This window comes from Vibrio sp. 10N.222.52.C3 (assembly GCF_041474195.1).
GTDB classification, from domain to species: Bacteria; Pseudomonadota; Gammaproteobacteria; order Enterobacterales; family Vibrionaceae; genus Vibrio; species Vibrio crassostreae_C.
Genome location: NZ_JBFRTQ010000008.1, coordinates 31,769 through 48,525, shown reverse-complemented (window position 1 = coordinate 48,525; position 16,757 = coordinate 31,769). Strand labels below are relative to the sequence as shown.

At 44.5% G+C, this 16,757-nt stretch carries 18 protein-coding genes and 1 pseudogene; 12 read left to right on the top strand and 7 right to left on the bottom strand.

Going from position 1 to position 16,757, the window contains the following annotated elements:
* Positions 1-290: 290 nt before the first annotated feature.
* The 3 genes from AB4517_RS01055 (at position 291) to AB4517_RS01045 (ending at position 4,102) form a co-directional block, all read left to right on the top strand.
* Positions 291-2,183: a PTS mannitol transporter subunit IICBA gene (locus AB4517_RS01055; RefSeq protein ID WP_136974018.1), complete on the top strand. Its 1,893-nt coding sequence runs from the start codon at positions 291-293 to the stop codon at positions 2,181-2,183.
* 183 nt (positions 2,184-2,366) lie between these two features.
* Complete coding sequence (locus AB4517_RS01050) at positions 2,367-3,515, top strand: mannitol-1-phosphate 5-dehydrogenase (protein ID WP_017077054.1); 1,149 nt, start codon at positions 2,367-2,369, stop codon at positions 3,513-3,515.
* Between the two features lie 50 nt (positions 3,516-3,565).
* Positions 3,566-4,102, top strand: coding sequence for an MltR family transcriptional regulator (locus tag AB4517_RS01045; RefSeq protein ID WP_372073657.1), 537 nt, complete (start codon positions 3,566-3,568; stop codon positions 4,100-4,102).
* 261 nt (positions 4,103-4,363) lie between these two features.
* Here AB4517_RS01045 and nagB read toward each other — a convergent pair whose 3' ends face one another.
* Together nagB and AB4517_RS01035 are read right to left on the bottom strand one after the other, a co-directional pair.
* A complete protein-coding gene (gene nagB, locus AB4517_RS01040; protein WP_017057618.1) occupies positions 4,364-5,164 on the bottom strand; it encodes a glucosamine-6-phosphate deaminase in 801 nt (266 codons plus the stop codon).
* Positions 5,165-5,770: 606 nt separating this feature from the next.
* A complete protein-coding gene (locus AB4517_RS01035) occupies positions 5,771-6,124 on the bottom strand; it encodes a DUF413 domain-containing protein (protein WP_017061517.1) in 354 nt (117 codons plus the stop codon).
* A 154-nt stretch (positions 6,125-6,278) separates the two neighbouring features.
* Between AB4517_RS01035 and AB4517_RS01030 the strand changes: the two genes are divergently transcribed.
* Positions 6,279-7,169 carry a LysR family transcriptional regulator gene (locus AB4517_RS01030; RefSeq protein WP_136974019.1) on the top strand — a complete coding sequence of 297 codons (891 nt, stop codon included), beginning with the start codon at positions 6,279-6,281 and terminating at the stop codon, positions 7,167-7,169.
* 183 nt (positions 7,170-7,352) lie between these two features.
* Here AB4517_RS01030 and AB4517_RS01025 read toward each other — a convergent pair whose 3' ends face one another.
* A complete protein-coding gene (locus AB4517_RS01025; protein ID WP_017061519.1) occupies positions 7,353-7,556 on the bottom strand; it encodes a hypothetical protein in 204 nt (67 codons plus the stop codon).
* A 236-nt stretch (positions 7,557-7,792) separates the two neighbouring features.
* On the opposite strand from AB4517_RS01025, the gene AB4517_RS01020 reads away from it, so the two are divergent.
* From AB4517_RS01020 to AB4517_RS01010, 3 genes are all read left to right on the top strand, one after another.
* A complete protein-coding gene (locus AB4517_RS01020) occupies positions 7,793-9,169 on the top strand; it encodes an AlkA N-terminal domain-containing protein (RefSeq protein WP_017061520.1) in 1,377 nt (458 codons plus the stop codon).
* Positions 9,170-9,194: 25 nt separating this feature from the next.
* The gene (locus AB4517_RS01015; RefSeq protein ID WP_017061521.1) at positions 9,195-9,677 is read left to right on the top strand and encodes a methylated-DNA--[protein]-cysteine S-methyltransferase; all 483 of its coding nucleotides are present in this window, start codon (positions 9,195-9,197) and stop codon (positions 9,675-9,677) included.
* A gap of 171 nt (positions 9,678-9,848) precedes the next feature.
* Complete coding sequence (locus tag AB4517_RS01010; protein ID WP_017061522.1) at positions 9,849-10,235, top strand: hypothetical protein; 387 nt, start codon at positions 9,849-9,851, stop codon at positions 10,233-10,235.
* 14 nt (positions 10,236-10,249) lie between these two features.
* Here the strand turns inward: AB4517_RS01010 and nhaD are convergent, their stop codons facing one another.
* Both nhaD and AB4517_RS01000 read right to left on the bottom strand, forming a co-directional pair.
* On the bottom strand, positions 10,250-11,689 hold the full coding sequence (gene nhaD / locus AB4517_RS01005) for a sodium:proton antiporter NhaD (RefSeq protein ID WP_017061523.1): 1,440 nt from the start codon (positions 11,687-11,689) through the stop codon (positions 10,250-10,252).
* Between the two features lie 268 nt (positions 11,690-11,957).
* Positions 11,958-12,134, bottom strand: coding sequence for a hypothetical protein (locus AB4517_RS01000; protein WP_017061524.1), 177 nt, complete (start codon positions 12,132-12,134; stop codon positions 11,958-11,960).
* A 526-nt stretch (positions 12,135-12,660) separates the two neighbouring features.
* Here AB4517_RS01000 and AB4517_RS00995 point away from each other — a divergent pair.
* The 4 genes from AB4517_RS00995 to AB4517_RS00980 all read left to right on the top strand — a co-directional run bounded on the left by AB4517_RS00995 (position 12,661) and on the right by AB4517_RS00980 (position 15,411).
* Positions 12,661-13,398: a nucleoside recognition domain-containing protein gene (locus AB4517_RS00995; protein WP_048610036.1), complete on the top strand. Its 738-nt coding sequence runs from the start codon at positions 12,661-12,663 to the stop codon at positions 13,396-13,398.
* Positions 13,398-13,865 (top strand): YjiG family protein, encoded by a 468-nt coding sequence (locus AB4517_RS00990; RefSeq protein ID WP_372147740.1) that lies wholly within the window; start codon positions 13,398-13,400, stop codon positions 13,863-13,865. The genes AB4517_RS00995 and AB4517_RS00990 overlap by 1 nt, the downstream gene beginning before the upstream one ends.
* 626 nt (positions 13,866-14,491) lie before the next feature.
* A complete protein-coding gene (locus tag AB4517_RS00985; RefSeq protein ID WP_017061526.1) occupies positions 14,492-14,878 on the top strand; it encodes an MAPEG family protein in 387 nt (128 codons plus the stop codon).
* An 8-nt stretch (positions 14,879-14,886) separates the two neighbouring features.
* A complete protein-coding gene (locus AB4517_RS00980) occupies positions 14,887-15,411 on the top strand; it encodes a hypothetical protein (protein ID WP_017067247.1) in 525 nt (174 codons plus the stop codon).
* A 41-nt stretch (positions 15,412-15,452) separates the two neighbouring features.
* Here AB4517_RS00980 and AB4517_RS00975 read toward each other — a convergent pair whose 3' ends face one another.
* Complete coding sequence (locus AB4517_RS00975) at positions 15,453-16,088, bottom strand: START domain-containing protein (RefSeq protein ID WP_017061528.1); 636 nt, start codon at positions 16,086-16,088, stop codon at positions 15,453-15,455.
* Positions 16,089-16,137: 49 nt separating this feature from the next.
* Between AB4517_RS00975 and AB4517_RS00970 the strand changes: the two genes are divergently transcribed.
* Positions 16,138-16,260 (top strand): hypothetical protein, encoded by a 123-nt coding sequence (locus tag AB4517_RS00970; RefSeq protein ID WP_017061529.1) that lies wholly within the window; start codon positions 16,138-16,140, stop codon positions 16,258-16,260.
* Here AB4517_RS00970 and AB4517_RS00965 read toward each other — a convergent pair.
* A pseudogene (locus AB4517_RS00965) lies at positions 16,257-16,740 on the bottom strand (YHS domain-containing (seleno)protein). The gene AB4517_RS00970 and the pseudogene AB4517_RS00965 sit on opposite strands and share 4 nt — an antisense overlap.
* Positions 16,741-16,757: the final 17 nt, after the last annotated feature.

The window sequence follows — 16,757 nt, the reverse complement described above, 5'->3', positions numbered from 1 at the left end:
TATTAAATGTGACTTTAATCACTATTTATTTTTAAGTATTACAAAATAAAACGTGATCTAGATCGTGTGTTGATGATATCCATTCTCATTAATTTGGCTTTGTAATTTAAATTCATGGTGTTTTTGTGATCTAAGGTGTGCTTGTTAACCCGAAAGTGTTTTTCGTGTGTGATGGCTATCACGAAAGTTGGGCTAAGGTGCATTTTGGAAATGTTGTGATACATTTTAATCGACTTTTGAGTACACACTTTCGGTCATTTGACCAACCAATACATTACGGGGTTCTACCTATGTTATCACCAGAAGCAAAGATTAAGGTTCAAAACTTTGGTCGTTTCTTATCCAATATGGTAATGCCAAACATCGGCGCATTTATTGCGTGGGGTTTCATTACTGCACTATTCATCCCAACCGGTTGGTGGCCTAACGAAACGTTAGCATCAATGGTTGGCCCTATGATTACATACCTATTGCCACTATTGATTGGTTACACCGGTGGTAAAATGGTTGGTGGTGACCGCGGTGCGGTAGTAGGTGCCATCACGACAATGGGTGTTATCGTTGGTACTGATATCCCAATGTTCATGGGTGCAATGATTGTGGGTCCACTAGGTGGTATCGCAATTAAAAAATTCGATGAAGCTGTTCACGGTAAAGTGAAGAGTGGTTTCGAAATGCTAGTGAATAACTTCTCTGCGGGTATCATCGGCATGATCTGTGCGATCATCGCGTTCATCGTGATTGGTCCTGCGGTTAAGATTCTATCTGGCGGACTTGCTGCTGGCGTAAACGCAATGGTAGAAGCAGGTGCATTACCTCTAGCATCTATTTTTGTTGAACCTGCGAAAATTCTATTCCTAAATAACGCAATCAACCACGGTATCTTCTCTCCACTAGGTATCCAGCAATCTGAAGAGATTGGTCGTTCAATCTTCTTCTTAATCGAAGCAAACCCAGGTCCTGGTTTTGGTCTTCTACTTGCTTACATGGTGTTTGGTAAAGGTAGCGCGAAGCAATCTGCTGCTGGTGCATCTATCATCCACTTCCTAGGTGGTATCCACGAAATTTACTTCCCTTACGTTCTAATGAACCCACGTCTAATTCTTGCGGTAATCGCAGGTGGTATGGCGGGTGTATTCACTAACGTAATGTTCGATTCTGGCCTTATCTCTCCAGCATCTCCAGGTTCTATCTTCGCAGTCTTACTGATGACGCCAAAAGGCTCTTACATCGGCGTGATTCTATCTGTTATCGCAGCAACGGCAGTATCGTTTGTTGTAGCGTCAATCCTTCTTAAAACATCAGCGCAAGATGATGAGGAAGATTCACTAGAGAAAGCTTCTGCACAAATGAAAGACATGAAAGCGTCTTCTAAAGGTGCAGCAGCAGAAGCAAACGTAAACCTAGCGGATGTAAAAGCAGTTTATGTAGCGTGTGATGCGGGTATGGGTTCAAGTGCAATGGGTGCAGGTCTACTACGTAAGAAAGTAGCAACAGCTGGCCTAGACATTGAAGTAACCAACTACGCAATCAACAACCTACCGGCTGATTCGCAAATCGTTATTACGCATAAAGACCTAACAGACCGTGCTCGTAGCACTGTGCCAGGTGCGATGCATATGTCTCTAAGCAACTTCCTAGACGGCGGCGTATACGACCAACTAGTTGCCGAGCTTGTCGATGCTCAAAGTGGTGAAGCGAAAGTAGAAGCTCCGGCGCCTGCTGCAGCTCCAGCGCAAGAAGGCAACAAGCTTGCACTCACTGACGACAGCATCTTCCTTGGCCTTAAAGCGACTCAAAAAGAAGACGCAATCAAGTTTGCTGGCGAACAATTAGTAAAACTTGGCAACGTATCACCAGAATACGTAGATGGCATGTTTGCTCGTGAAGAGCTTGTGTCTACTTACCTAGGTGAGTCTATCGCAGTACCACACGGCACAATCGAAGCGAAACAGTACGTACAAAAAACCGGCATCGTTTTCTGTCAGTACCCTGAAGGTATTCAGTGGGGCGAAGATGAAGATGATATCGCGAAGATGGTTATCGGTATTGCCGCACAAGGCGATGAGCACAACATGGTGCTGATGGCTATTACCAATTCACTCGATGATGAAGAAGCTGTGGAATGCCTACAGAACACAACAAACCCTGCTGATGTTCTACGTATTCTCAACGGAAACTAAAAAGCTCTAGTCAAGCTCCTGAGTGAAGGAGGCCGGTATCCCCCTACTGGCCTCATTTTCGGTCTTAATCTTTCTAACAAGATTCAGTCTGAATAGCTTACTGCTTAATGCCTAGGGCACATCGTCAAGGCATGTTGTTGAGCAGTTAGCTATCTAGATTCAAATATTTATAAGGTCAAAATTATGAAAGCGTTACATTTTGGTGCAGGTAATATCGGTCGTGGTTTCATTGGTAAGCTTCTTTCTGATGCTGGTATGAAGGTTACGTTTGCTGACGTAAATGAAACGGTTGTAAATGCGTTAATTGAACGCCAAGAATACCCAGTTAAGATTGTTGGCGAAGAGTGTGTTGTAGAAGTGGTTAAGAACGTGACAGCAGTAAACTCAGCGACAAGCGCAGTAGTAGATTGCATTGCTGAGTCTGATCTTGTGACGACTGCAGTGGGCCCTACGGTTCTTAAAATCATCTCTAAGTCTATCGCTCAAGGCATTGAAAAGCGTGCAGCAGCAAACAACACTGCACCAATGAACATCATCGCGGCAGAGAACATGGTTCGCGGTACTAGCCAATTAAAAGCAGCCGTGTTAGAGCACCTTTCTGATGAAATGAAAGCGTTCACTGAAGAGCACATTGGCTTTGTTGATTCTGCGGTTGACCGTATTGTTCCACCGGCAGAAGCGGGCGAAACAGATCCTCTAGCGGTAACGGTTGAAACGTTCAGCGAGTGGATCGTAGATCAAACACAATTCAAAGGTGAGATTCCAAACATCCCAGGAATGGAATGCACTGATAACCTAATGGCTTTCGTTGAGCGTAAACTGTTCACGCTCAATACGGGTCACTTGGTAACGGCATACCTTGGTGTACTTGCGGGTCATGAGACAATCAAAGACTCTATCGAAGATGACGTAATCCGAGCTGAAGTAACAGCAACGATGGAAGAGAGTGGTGCGGTTCTAATTAAGCGTTACGGCTTTGATCCAGAAGCTCACGCTGCCTACATCCAAAAGATTCTTGGTCGTTTTGCTAACCCGTTCCTACGTGATGAAGTAGACCGTGTTGGCCGTCAGCCAATTCGTAAACTGAGCCCACAAGACCGCCTAGTTAAGCCTCTGAATGGCACATTAGAGTACGGCCTACCGAATGTTCACTTAGTAAAAGCAATCGCAGCTGCGTTCCATTACAAGAATGAAGACGACCCACAAGCGGTTGAACTTCAAGCAATGTTCGCAGAAAAAGGGTTTGCTGAGACATTAGCGCATTATTCTGAGCTGAATAGTGACTCAGAAGTTGTTAAACTAGCGGAAGAAGCTTATCTAGCATTGAAATGATAAACCATCAAAGTGCCACACCAGTGGCACTTTCTTATTGTCGAGCCGTTATGCCAATACAAACTAGCCACGAAACTGAATTACTCGAAGCCCTATCTGAAGCTGAGAGCGCTAGCGCCTGTCTAATGGCGGCTTACGATGCATTGGACGACACGGTAGATGCCGTATTAAAAAACATTTTCAAGAAAGACGACACGGCAATTAAATTTGTTGTTGAACCACTTCTCAACAGTGGAGGTCCGTTGGGCGAGATTATGATCCGCGCTAAGCTGCTATTAGGGCTTGGTGTGATTAGTAAAGAGCTCTACGATGATTTAGAGATTTTCGTTACCTTGAAAGAGTGGGCGAAAATACAAGGTGAAGACACCAGCTTTACAGAAGTTGATGTGATATTTGAGCTCAACAAGGTGCACGCGATTCAGCGTATTATGCCTATCGAATATGACGCGGAGATGGTGGAAACGATGTCTGGCCCAATGCTTGAAATGTTCTTGGGGCGACATAATCAAAAGGTGAAGTCGACGATCGTATTAGCTATCACTGACATTATCACTACCCTATGCCGAGATAACGCGCTGAGCTCTTAGCTCTAGTTTGCAGCTCTGCTTATCTTGTTTCACATCCTACATAACTTGTAGCTGTTCGTTCGTTTCAATACAAAGATTAAAATGATGGCGGTTTCTCTCGTTGGAGAAATCGCTTTGTTGTTTTTGTGCTTCTAAAAAATATCCGAAATATCTTCCCATTAAATACAAAAGCAGCAGGCACAAAAAAAGCCACATTCAGTGGCTTTTTCTATTCAAGACGCTCTCTTTATAAAAACGCCCTGCTATTCAAGACTATAGGAATTATAGGTCTTGGATGTTCTCAGCTTCTAGCTCTTGGAAGTAGCGTAGAGTCTTAACTTTTAGCTCTTGTTGAGCTGGCTCATCAGCAACGATGATAGCTTTACGGTGCATCTGTAGAGCTGTAACAGTCCACATGTGGTTTACAGAACCTTCGATAGCCATTTGAAGCGCTTGAGCTTTGTTGTGGCCTAGAGAAAGGATCATCACTTCTTCAGCATCTAGAAGAGTAGCAACACCGATAGTTAGTGCGTATTTAGGAACTTGGTTGATGTCGCCATCGAAGAAACGAGAGTTCGCGATACGAGTGTCTTCAGTCAACGTTTTGATACGAGTGCGTGAAGATAGAGAAGAACCTGGTTCGTTGAATGCGATGTGACCGTCGATGCCTACGCCGCCCATGAACAGGTTGATTTTGCCGTATGAACGGATTTTCTCTTCGTATGCTGCACAGTGAGCATCGATATCTTCAGCTTTGCCGTCTAGCAGGTTGATGTTTTCTGCTTGGATATCAACGTGGTTGAAGAAGTTCTCGTGCATGAATGTGCGGTAAGACTCTGGGTGGTTAGGGTCGATGCCAACGTACTCATCCATGTTGAATGTTACAACGTGCTTGAAGCTAACTTCGCCAGCTTTGTAAAGTTCAATTAGCTCAGCGTAAGTAGTTAGAGGTGTGCTACCAGTAGGAAGACCTAGTACAAATGGACGCTCAGCCGTTGGAGCGAACTTGTTGATTGAATCTGCGATATGACGAGCAGCCCATTTACCTACTTTAGCTTTGTTGCTTAATGGAATAAGTCTCATTGATTTTGCCCCTAGAAATAAAATTTTATAGTGTTCTGAAACATTAATTCGCATTATAAAATAAGTTATCCAGTTCCGCTATTGTTTTAGGTCAAGTTTTTGCTTTTTTCGTCGTAACTGTGACTGGAACTCTCAAAATTGCACAATTATTGTATGGATATTTGGTGGCGTTAAACAAGATTAATACGTTTGTCATATACAGCAATGTTGATCTAATTCAGCACCTGAAAGGGTTGGTGTGTTTCTATGCCTTGATACGATTATTGCAATAATGGCATCGCTCGAACCATTGACGAATTTTGGTGCATTAACGTGTTTCGAGTATAAACAAGCGTTGAGCGTATAGTTGAAACTAGAAAAATAATGATGGCAATGGAGCGCTATCGTGATAAAAGACAGGGGCAGGATGAAGAACGATGAATCTCAGTGGGATGAATACCCATAAGATTGAACGAGAGCTGTGTTTTAGTCACGCTATCGCTATGAATTGTATATAAATATTGGTAAAAATGGATAGGTTGGCTAAACTTACCAATTACAAAGAAGATGTGTGTTTGAAGGCAAAAAAAAGCCCAAAGTGATGAGGTATCACTTTGAGCGATTTTACTAATCTTCTAACACTAACTCACTTTCGTATTCTTCCCTAGATACGTCGCCGCGTTTGCAGCCGTTTAGGGTGTGAAAGCGACGGCGTCCACGAGCCAGTTGAATGTACTTCAACCAAACACGCTCTAACTTGGACTTTGCCTTATGAGGGTGAGACAACACTTTAATGAAGTGTTTTTCTTCTGCATTGATTGGTGCTAGTTCACCAGTTTCAAGTGCAAGCATAGTGTCACCAAACAAGGTTAGGATTTCCTCTTCTGAAAGAGTAAAATCACCCGACTTAGCGAACCCTCTCGGGAATTTAATGGTGTCATAAAAACGTTTTTTTCCGTGTCGGAATTCGGTCTCAGACATATCAGCCTCAGTAATGTGGTTAGATAGAAATTAGTGTTTATTGCTCACGCGAAAATATTGTTAAAAGGCTAAAATAGGAAACAAAATGTTTTTGCCTTTACGATAAACAATCCTAGATCGGCTAGTTAGCAGATTTATTACAGAGATGTATTTGATGGATGTGAAAGTATTTAGAACCTTTCTTGAGGTTGCAAGGGTGCGCCATTTTGGGCGTGCAGCTGAAAACTTGTATTTAACACAAGCGGCGGTGAGTGCGCGGATCAAACAGCTTGAAGGCTATTTTGATACTCAGCTCTTCATTCGTGACCGCAATAACATCAAACTCACATCTTCCGGTGAACGTTTGATTGGTTATGCCGAAGTGATGGTGTCCACCCTACAACAAGCCAAATTTGAGCTGTCGTTAGAGAGTGGTAAAGCCTTGCAGTTAACGCTGGGCGGCACGCCGAATATTTGGGATGCGTATCTGCAAAACTGTTTAAGTGTGGTAACCGACTCTTTTGGTGGTTACGGCTTTATGGCAGAGGTGATGGGGCGCGAGCAACTGAACCGTAATTTGTTAGAACGAACCTTAGATATGGCTTTCGCGTTCGATCAGATCAAAGCAGAAGAGCTGAACTGTAAAAAAGTCGCTGACTTGGTTTTGGTGTTGGTATCAACGCAGCAAGATGATCTGGAATCTGTATTTCAACATAAGTATGTTTATGTGGATTGGGGAACGCGCTTTGGTTCTGAACACGCAGTACGTCACCCTAAAGTGCCAGCACCGTACCTACGTACCTCTACAGCCCGTATCGCCCTCGATTTCATTTTAGAGAAAGGCGGCAGTGCGTATCTTCCGGTGTCTCTAGTCGAACCTTTTATCGATTCGGGTCAGCTGCACAAGGTGAAAGGGGTTGAAGACTGGTATCTCCCAATTTATCTGAGCTACCGTAAAAGCAGTACCTCGGTTGATGCGATCATGCAGGTTGAGAAGTTGGTTAATGAGATTGACCCATCGACGGCTTACACATTGCAGCAAGCCGCTGAACAAGCACCTGAGTAACGGCATTCGCGGTAAGCAGTGGCTTTGCTGATTAGATTCAATAAAAAATGGCTCCCAACTAATTGTATAGTTGGGAGCCATTTTTGTTTTAAACCAGAAATGTACTTCTTTTCGGAACTAGAGATCGTTTCTAATTCCATAAATATCGTTTAAGCCTGGTATGTGTAGCCTTTATTAAAAGCCCTATAGGTTCATTAGATTCTCAATAGACTCTTCAAGAGAGTGTGACATGTACGAATGGATTTGATTGCCATCCGTTGCGTCAATCTCGATCATAGAAATCCCGTTGTCCGCTTTGTCTTCAAGAAAGCTTAGAGACTGCTCGACTGATTGACTGGTGAGAACCTGTTGATTTGATAAAACAATACGACATGTGTGTAGAACCATAGCCTTTTCCTTTTTATATTCGATAGGTCTCTGCATCTTGGCGTGCTAAGTACCGATCGTTGACGTTGTGAGAAGAATGTCCTCTCTAGGTTAAATTTAGTCGAATTGAATAAAATTAAAACCCTTTTTTGTGATTTATCTGACCTTCGCTTCCGAAAGTGGCTAGCGACAATGGTGGTTCACGGTAAACTTTTAGGTATCGGATCAAACGCTATGGTAAGTGGGAAGAGTACGGCATGTCGAAAAAGATCAATCACAACAGCAGCTTAACCAGTGAGCAGTGCCATTTGGCTCGATATGCACGAGATGCTCGCTTTGATGGGATGTTTTTTACAGCGGTGAAAACGACAGGAATTTTTTGTCGCCCGATTTGCCCAGCCACACCACCCAAAGAAGAAAACGTCGAATATTTTTCCCATCAAGCTCAAGCATTGAAAGCGGGATATCGTCCTTGTTTACGTTGTCGACCAGACAGCGCACCTTTTTCGCCGGCTTGGAAGGGCGTCGAAACCACTTTCTTACGTGCGATGCAGTTGATTGATAATGGCGCTCTGAATTCAGGATCTATCGTCGACCTTGCAACGCGGTTAGGTATTTCAGATCGTTATTTACGAACCTTATTCGACAATTACATCGGCGTGTCACCCAAGCAATATAGTCTGTACAGTCAATTGATGTTTGCCAAGCAGTTGCTGCACACCAGTAGCATGAGCATTACTGATGTCGGCTTTGCTAGTGGCTTCAATAGTACGCGCCGTTTTAATGATGCCTTTCAAAAAGAGCTGCAGCTTTCGCCAAGCCAAATTAGGCGAGCGAAGCCAAGTGACACTCAGAGTAATCATATTCAGCTTGGTTTTCATGGACCCTTAGATTGGAACCACTTGTTGAGGTTTTATCGACGAAGAATGATTGAGGGCTTAGAAGGCGTTGGCGAAGATTATTATAAGCGCACGGTAAATGTGAACGGGTCAAAGGGTTGGTTCAAGGCGACTTTAGCCAAAGATAACCGCTTGGATATTGAATTCGAGTTGGATGATATAAGCCAATTAAGAAGCTTGATTGCGAATATCCGCCGTATGTTTGATCTTGATGTCGATATTGCCAAGGTTGAGACGTTCTTTACGACTATCGATCCTAACTTGGTGGCTAAGAGTGGTATCCGTATTCCTGGCGTGTGGAGTGCTTGGGAGGCAGGCGTGAGAGCGATTCTAGGACAGCAAGTTTCGGTAACCGCGGCGATTGGTCAGCTTAACTTATTGGTCAAAGAGCTTTCTGATGAACATGAGAAAGCCAGCTTCCCAACACCAAAACAGATAGCGGACGCTGATGTTAGCTTCTTGAGAATGCCGGGAAGCCGCAAAGAGACCCTAAAGCGTTTTGCCGAATACATGGTCGACAATGAAGCTGAGCATCCTTCCAAATGGATTGAGCTAAAAGGGATTGGGCCTTGGACTATTCAATATGCACTGCTTCGCGGGTTAAGCGAACCTAATCATCTGTTGGTTGGTGACTTGGTGGTGAAGAAGTTTATTGAGCATCGCCCCGCCATCAACACGGAGAGTGTTTCGCCTTGGGGTAGTTACGCCACGTTCCACTGTTGGAATCAGTCTTAATCGGAATACTAAGCTAGGAGATATCATGGACAACCGTTTTACTTACTATGAGAGCCCATTGGGAACCGTGACGTTACAGGCGAACGATGAAGGCTTGCTCGGCCTTTGGTTCGAGACACATACCACCAAGCCGGAACCGTTGGGTGTTCAAGATGATAGCTTTCCGATCTTTGCATTGGCTATCGAGCAGCTTAATCGCTATTTCTCGGGCGAAGCTATTCAGTTTTCTGTGCCGATTGCAGCCAAGGGCACGCCATTTCAGCAGTCGGTTTGGCAGGCGCTGACGACCATTCCTTATGGAGAGACTTGGAGCTATGCACAACTGGCCGATGCGATAGGCAATCCGAAAGCCGTTCGTGCTGTGGGTTTGGCGAATGGCAAAAATCCGGTTTCAGTGATTGTGCCGTGTCACCGTGTGATTGGTAAAAACGGCAAACTGACGGGTTATGCAGGTGGCGTAGAACGTAAACAGCACTTATTGGTGATAGAGGGAAGAGAGCAAGACTAGCAAGCGATTTAGCCATGAGCCTGTCGAGATGCTGGCTGAATATCTCGTACTACTTAATGGTGAAGGCGAGTGGTTCTTAAAATATGACTTTGCATTAAAATCAACGCTTTCTGGGAAATATCGATTTGGTTGCATATTCTTTGACTATGTTCTCTAGGCAAGGATGCCCAAATGAATAGATTCCCCTTACTAATATCTGGCTGCAGCTCTGCATTATTGCTGACAGGTTGTTTAACTGATACCAGCCGACCTTTCGAGGTTCCACAGCTTGCTCTGTTCAAAGGTATGTATGAGAACGCAGATAATGACAGTTATCTACTTTTTGAATCCGGGCAAGTGACTTATCAAACAACGGATAATTCCGTGACTCGAACCTATCGTGTTGATGATGACTTGATCACCATTGAATTCAATTCTGGAAGCAGCCGAACTGACTCTAGACTAGTGATGCGCATTCAACAGAAGGGCGAGATGCTAACTTGCAACCAATGTCCAGCGATACAATTGAGTAACGTCTGGACACTTGTAGATAAGCCTGTGAAAGACAGTTCGAACTAGAAAAGATCTCCGAATTAGAAAAGATCGCCATTAAGCCATAGGTGTGCAGCGATACTGACGGCATAGCCAATCATGATCACTGGCATCCATTTCAAGTGGCCAAAGAAGGTGTATTTGCCATGCGCCGCGCCCATTAACGCCACACCTGCCGCACTACCAATAGATAACAAGCTGCCGCCAACGCCTGCGGTTAAGGTGATCAGTAGCCAGTTACCCATCGACATTTGAGGTTCCATCGATAACACGGCAAACATCACCGGAATGTTATCGACAATCGCAGATAAGATCCCCACCATGATGTTGGCCCAAATTGGATCCCATTGGCTATACATCACGCCAGAGGCAAGCTCCAAGTATCCCAGTAGACTCAAGCCACCTACACACATTACCACGCCGTAGAAGAACAGCAGAGTGTCCCATTCGGCATGGGACACTCTTCGAAATACATCAAAGGGCACGACTGAACCGAGTCGCTTCAATGCCCCCCCATCATTGTTGGCAATCGCCACCGCTTTTTTCTTCGCCAGTGAATTTGGTAAGGTCTTACGCAAGAAATAACCAAAGAACTGTAGATACGCCAGCCCCATCATCATGCCCATTACTGGAGGGAAGTGGAGTACGGCATGGAAAGCAACCGCAGTGCCGATGGTCATGATGAACAACAACACGATGCGTCTTGCACCGCGTTTTAATTCAACGTGCTGATGCACCGTGTCGGGTTGGGTTGTGGGAACAAAGTAAGACATGATCATTGCAGGGACGAGGTAATTCATCACTGAAGGAATAAATAAGGGAATGAATTCACTGAAGCTCACATAACCAGCCTGCCACACCATCAACGTTGTGATGTCACCGAATGGGCTGAACGCGCCGCCAGCGTTAGCGGCTATCACGATATTCACACAGGCTAGGTTAACGAATTTAGGGTTAGATCCTGCGACTTTCAGAACCACGGCGCACATCAATAGAGCTGTGGTGAGGTTGTCGGCGATCGGTGAGATAAAGAAGGCCAGAATACCGGTTAGCCAGAACAGAGAGCGGAAATTAAAGCCTTTGCCCACCATCCACGCTTGCAGCGCATCAAACAGTCTTCTCTCTTCCATGGCGCTGATGTAGGTCATGGCGACGAGTAGGAAAAGTAACAGCTCAGCGTATTCCAGTAAGTTGTGTTCGAGTGCTTGCTTAGCGACTTCAACAAGGTTGTGTTCTTGGTAGATAAAACCAATGATTATCCAGATCAGTCCTGCTGCAAGTAACACTGGCTTAGATTTTCGGAGCTTTAGGTACTCTTCCATCATCACCACGATGTAGGCGACAACGAAAATGGTCAGGGATAGGTAGCCAGCGAATGAGTTGGTGAGCTTGAGTGGTTCTCCCAACTGAGAAGTGGCAGCACCTGCTACCGAAGAAAAGAGTAACAAAGAGAGAACAGCAGAAAGCTGGATACCTAACATGGATTACGCTCCGAAGTTAATAAGTTATTAACACGGGTAAAAGAGTAGACCTAAATAACCATGTGCAGTGTGATAGATATCTTAATAATTCAATAGATTATAATGAAAGGAATAGACTGTGATGTGAACGAAATACGGTCTTACATACTCAAAATTACTGTCTTCCACACTTAAGTTAAAGACTAAAGACTAAAGACTAAAGACTAAAGACCAAAGAAAAAGCCCTACCGGACTCAGTGCCGATAGAGCTTATTCGAAATTGCCAACATTATGCAGCATTGAGATCAAACGTCAGTGTTTGTTCTGCTGCACATACTTCAACAGGCCAGCCATAGGATTGGTATTCAAGCGCAAGTTTGTCCGCTACTACGCGAGATACTGTTGCAGTGATCCACATGCCTTTGCCCATTACTTGATATTTAAGCGTTCTCATTTCCATAGTCATCACCGTTCTCCTTCTATATTGGCTGCGCGAAGTCTATAGCACCTCTGAGGGCTGAAATTTCGAATTAAGCTCAAATTCTTTATAAAATGGCTCACTGTTTGCGCTTGGCTCAAAACTCAATCAACTAAGGGAAAACGGTTGCGTTCTGGAAGCAAAATCACTTTTTAAGTCTCTGTATTATAATCGAATTAAAATTGACCAGAAAAACAATGTAAGAGATCTCTTACAGCATTATCAGAGATCGCACTAGGTAAAAACTTCTCACTAGAAGCCAGACTTGTGTGGTGATTGTGTGCGTTTTTGGTTGCGCTGTTGAAGCAATATTTGTTTAGTTTTGTATGTTAAATATTCTAATTTACTTAGTGTATGGTTCTGCTTATAAATCTAAATCACAGTTTTATATGTTGCGGTGTTTCTTTTATTTAAACCGATACGCTATTTGATTTTGGTCATTAACCTTTCGAACATTAGTTTGCACTATCTATACGTGTTCTGTTCCATATAAGCGAGATGTATAGAGGTCCTTATGACTAATCCAACCAAAACCGATCGTAAAGTCACGATCGGCAGCTATATCGCACTCGCGTTCGCGATTGTGTTCTTTTCAGGCTTAATGCAGTCCAATGAATGGTATGGAGTGTTCGATTTTACAACGCTCAACGGTTCATTCGGTAAGGTCGCTTACGATGTGAGTGAAACGGCCGATGGTATTCAAGCGGCAACGACGTCACTGCGTGGTAAAGGCGGTAGTGGTGCTCGCGACGGTTTCATTTTTGCTTTGACACTTATTCCGACCGTGATGTTTGCACTGGGTATGATCAACGTACTTGAGCACTACGGTGCACTGGATGCGGCTCGTAAACTACTGACACCTCTGCTTCGCCCTCTGATGGGTATTCCGGGTAACTCAGGCTTGGCACTGATCGCTTCTTTGCAAAGTACCGATGCTGGCGCAGCGATGACACGTCAGCTGAAAGACGAAGGACATCTGACTAAGCGTGAAACCGATGTGTTCACCATGTTCCAGTTTACGGCGGGTGCGGCGATCGTTAACTTTTTCTCTTCAGGTGCGGTGCTGTTCACTCTAACCGCGATGGACGGCTCTTTAGCGGTGACATCGTCAATTGGTTTGGCTGTCGCTGTGATGTTTATCTTTAAGTTTGTCGGCGCGAATCTGTTCCGTATTTACCTCAACATTACTGAAGGCAAAGAAGACAAACCAAAATCAGACAAAGAACAAAAACTGGAAGAGGAAGTAGCATAATGAGCGAAGTTAAAGCAAAGAAACCAATGGTTACTGATATTTTCGTTGAAGGTGCTAAGAAAGGCTGGGTTATTGCGACTACCTCTACGGTACCGAATGTTCTGATGGCGTTTGTGATCATCAAGGCATTGCAGATAACGGGTGCGCTGGATTTGATGGGCAGTGTATTTGCTCCAATTATGGCGGTATTTGGTTTACCTGGCGAAGCGGCAGCGGTATTGATCGGTGCGTGGATGTCGATGGGTTGCGCGGTGGGCGTGGTTATCACGCTGTTTGACCAAGGTATTCTGAACGGCAACCATATAGCTATCTTGGCGCCAGCTATCTACTTGATGGGCTCTCAGGTGCAATACATGGGCCGTATTATGGGACCAATTGGTACTGAAGGTCGCTACATCCCGGTGATGATCGCAATTTCGGTATTGAATGCGTTAGGTGCAATGTTCTTGATGAACATTATTTTGTAACGTGACTTTGAACGGTTAGCTGCGAACAGCTTTCAGACGTTACAAAAAAGGAAACCCCGTTTGGCTTTCACCAAACGGGGTCTATTCTTTTCGTAGCCATCCTGCTACTGCGCGTTACTTATCTTTCAATAGGTAACTGGTGCTCCCTGCATCGTTCCTTGACGTGGCTAAATCCTTTAACCTATCCAATTCATCGCCGTCCTAGCGGTGTCCTTGCAAACTCATCATCCTGATAAGCGACTCTATCCTAGAGCATAACTTCCTTGCTGATAACTCATCCTAAGCCATCAAATCTTCATCCTGAAGATACCTAATCCGTTAGGCTTTTTCCTGTTCCTGCCAACTCCCTGTCGACATGTGTATTAAACACTGCAGAGGCTTTGCTCACAATCCACCCTAAGAAATAAATGTACTCACTGATCGAAAGAAATATGCGTGGATTCATACAAAACAAGGGCTTGGGTTTGTATTTTAGGAATTTTCTGCGAAGCTTGATTGTGATCTCTTACGTTCGGTGTGAGAGATCTCTTACAAGTACTCGGGTGCGATTTTCATTTTATCTCGGCGGGTGTTGTCGAACAGATAACAAAGAACACTGAGTAAACACAAAATAATAGGGAAATATGATGGTTACAGCACTTTACGCAGCCTTGCTGACGATCGTAATGATTTGGTTAGCAATAGAGGTGATCAAGCAAAGGCGAATCAATCTTGTTGCTCATGCTGATGGCGGTGTCGAGTCGTTACAGATAGCACGTTCGGCACAAAGTAATGCTATGGATTACATCCCAATCACCGTTATTTTGATGGGATTGTTAGAGATGAATGGCGCCGGTGTGTGGCTGATTCATGTCATTGGTGTGGCGTTTATTCTGGGGCGTGTGATTCATGCGAAAGGGATCTTAGCGAAGAACTTCAAAGGTCGAAAAGTGGGTATGGTGTTAACGCTTATCTGCATGATCTCTTTGATTGTCCTAAACTTAGCTTACCTACCTTTTGATAAAATGTTCTAGGGAGCATTATGGCGTTGCGTCTTCCTCCTGCTTGGGCGATTGTCCTCGCAGGCTTGATACTCAACATCATGGCGATTGTCATGTCGAGCTTGGTGCTCGATAAAATTGAAGCTGAGAAAGCGGAGTACAACGATCGCAAATACGGCAATGTGTACTCAATACAGCTTGCTTGGAATACGATTGAAACCCTAGAGCGCAAGCGTGAAGCGATTTTGATTCACCTTGATAAACTAGAAACGGTGCAGCCGACCACGGTTCTCGACGAAGCACTGCGTGGGCAACTTAGGCGTTGGGTGAGTAGCGAAGTGCCAAGTATCTCTTTGGCTCACTTACCGAAACTGATGATGCTGATAAACAGTGCACAAGAAGCACAACGAACTCGAATCGATGATTACTATTTGGATAACCTGACCTTGGTTGAGTTAATCCAAAGGCTTGATGAGAAAATGGCTTTCTATAAGAACATCGCCCTGTTTCTTCAAGTATTTGGCTTGGCGCTTATCTTAGCTCGCGACCTCGCTAGAAGACCTTAATCTTAACCTTAATGCCTCCATTTACTTATCGACTTGTATCGTTAGCGAGACTCATTTGGCAGGTTAGGGTGCTGTTGGCCTTGGTACTTTGGTAACTGTTCTTTTAGCCCCTTAAACGTGCTCAGTGCACTGCCTATCGATAACTTGTTCATCAACCAATTTGGCAAGATGCCCCCTGCGTTCGCATACGCGGTGTAGGTGATGTAGGTATTGCCATTAGTCAGCGGTTGCAGTGTCCAAAGTGCGTCCACATCGTAGATTCGAATGTACCCCGACTCTTTCGCCAAATAGTTCGACGCATCCTTTATCGACAAAACAAACTGCCCACCCTCGATGCTGTATTTTGAGTAGGTCACCATGTCTCGATCTCTGGCAGGCCACGGTGCTTTGAATTGGGTATAGACGATGTTTTCATCTTCAGATATCTGCATCAACACACGGCTTTGCGATACATTATCTATCCAGTTTGGCACGTTCTCACTGTCTTCCAATAACAGTAAAAAACCGGAGTAAGTGGTGGGCGTTTGCATCTGTGCTCGTATTTCGACCAAGCCTTCGCTGTGTGGCCTTTTATCAATCATGATGCCATCTTCACTTTTGACGAACTGCCATGGGTTGGCATAAGTCAGTGTCGATAGGGCGCAGAGGCCGAGTACCAAAATCTTAGGTAATGTCATTATTCTTCCATAAAAAGAAAAGCTTATCTGCTAGGAGTATAGAATAGAAATGGACTTAGTAGGTGTTGCCAATCGCTTTGGGTTGGCCTCTTTGGGGAAAATCCCAATGAAAACGGAAGCGTTCGGTCGCTTCCGTTTTATTCTTGGGCAATGGATAAGCGCTGTAGGCTAGAGCTTATAGGCTTCTACGGTTTTGATGGTTGTCCAGTTGCTGTTGGCGTCTTGGATGAACTCTTGTGTATTCTCCAGCCAGCGTTTCTGAACCGATTTGTCTAAGTTCAGATACAACTTTCCATCTTCCATCTTCCACCTTCCAAGCGAGAGGGTCGGTTTCAAACTTCTTACCCATGGCTACTCCAAACGCGCAGTAACCGCCATATTGAGGGGCATAGGCTTCTGGATTGGCTCGAAATTCATCTCTGTTTTCACTGCTCGCAAAGTTATAGATCGCATTCTTATAGGTCGCTGTGAACTCAGATGTGCCTTTTACTGGACCTTCATTGGCAAAGTAAGCGACAGGATCATAGCCTTTAATTGCGAGGTTATTGCTGTCGACACTCATATCAAGGTCTGCTGCCATTAACGAAAAGCTGGTGCCTAGTAACGCGGCCAATAGAGTGATTTTTTGACTGGTCGATTTCATGTGTGACATATCAAGTTCCTTGTCAG

Excerpts from the sequence above, each read along its gene's own strand:
- AB4517_RS00985 (WP_017061526.1), top strand. The coding sequence starts at position 14,492 with ATGGTTACAGCACTTTACGCAGCCTTGCTGACGATCGTAATGATTTGG.
- AB4517_RS01025 (WP_017061519.1), bottom strand. The coding sequence starts at position 7,556 with ATGGTTCTACACACATGTCGTATTGTTTTATCAAATCAACAGGTTCTC.
- AB4517_RS00990 (WP_372147740.1), top strand. The coding sequence starts at position 13,398 with ATGAGCGAAGTTAAAGCAAAGAAACCAATGGTTACTGATATTTTCGTT.
- AB4517_RS01035 (WP_017061517.1), bottom strand. The coding sequence starts at position 6,124 with ATGTCTGAGACCGAATTCCGACACGGAAAAAAACGTTTTTATGACACC.
- AB4517_RS00975 (WP_017061528.1), bottom strand. The coding sequence starts at position 16,088 with ATGACATTACCTAAGATTTTGGTACTCGGCCTCTGCGCCCTATCGACA.
- AB4517_RS00970 (WP_017061529.1), top strand. The coding sequence starts at position 16,138 with ATGGACTTAGTAGGTGTTGCCAATCGCTTTGGGTTGGCCTCTTTGGGG.
- AB4517_RS01045 (WP_372073657.1), top strand. The coding sequence starts at position 3,566 with ATGCCAATACAAACTAGCCACGAAACTGAATTACTCGAAGCCCTATCT.
- nhaD (WP_017061523.1), bottom strand. The coding sequence starts at position 11,689 with ATGTTAGGTATCCAGCTTTCTGCTGTTCTCTCTTTGTTACTCTTTTCT.
- AB4517_RS01020 (WP_017061520.1), top strand. The coding sequence starts at position 7,793 with ATGTCGAAAAAGATCAATCACAACAGCAGCTTAACCAGTGAGCAGTGC.
- AB4517_RS00980 (WP_017067247.1), top strand. The coding sequence starts at position 14,887 with ATGGCGTTGCGTCTTCCTCCTGCTTGGGCGATTGTCCTCGCAGGCTTG.
- AB4517_RS01055 (WP_136974018.1), top strand. The coding sequence starts at position 291 with ATGTTATCACCAGAAGCAAAGATTAAGGTTCAAAACTTTGGTCGTTTC.
- AB4517_RS00995 (WP_048610036.1), top strand. The coding sequence starts at position 12,661 with ATGACTAATCCAACCAAAACCGATCGTAAAGTCACGATCGGCAGCTAT.
- AB4517_RS01015 (WP_017061521.1), top strand. The coding sequence starts at position 9,195 with ATGGACAACCGTTTTACTTACTATGAGAGCCCATTGGGAACCGTGACG.
- AB4517_RS01000 (WP_017061524.1), bottom strand. The coding sequence starts at position 12,134 with ATGACTATGGAAATGAGAACGCTTAAATATCAAGTAATGGGCAAAGGC.
- nagB (WP_017057618.1), bottom strand. The coding sequence starts at position 5,164 with ATGAGACTTATTCCATTAAGCAACAAAGCTAAAGTAGGTAAATGGGCT.
- AB4517_RS01010 (WP_017061522.1), top strand. The coding sequence starts at position 9,849 with ATGAATAGATTCCCCTTACTAATATCTGGCTGCAGCTCTGCATTATTG.
- AB4517_RS01050 (WP_017077054.1), top strand. The coding sequence starts at position 2,367 with ATGAAAGCGTTACATTTTGGTGCAGGTAATATCGGTCGTGGTTTCATT.
- AB4517_RS01030 (WP_136974019.1), top strand. The coding sequence starts at position 6,279 with ATGGATGTGAAAGTATTTAGAACCTTTCTTGAGGTTGCAAGGGTGCGC.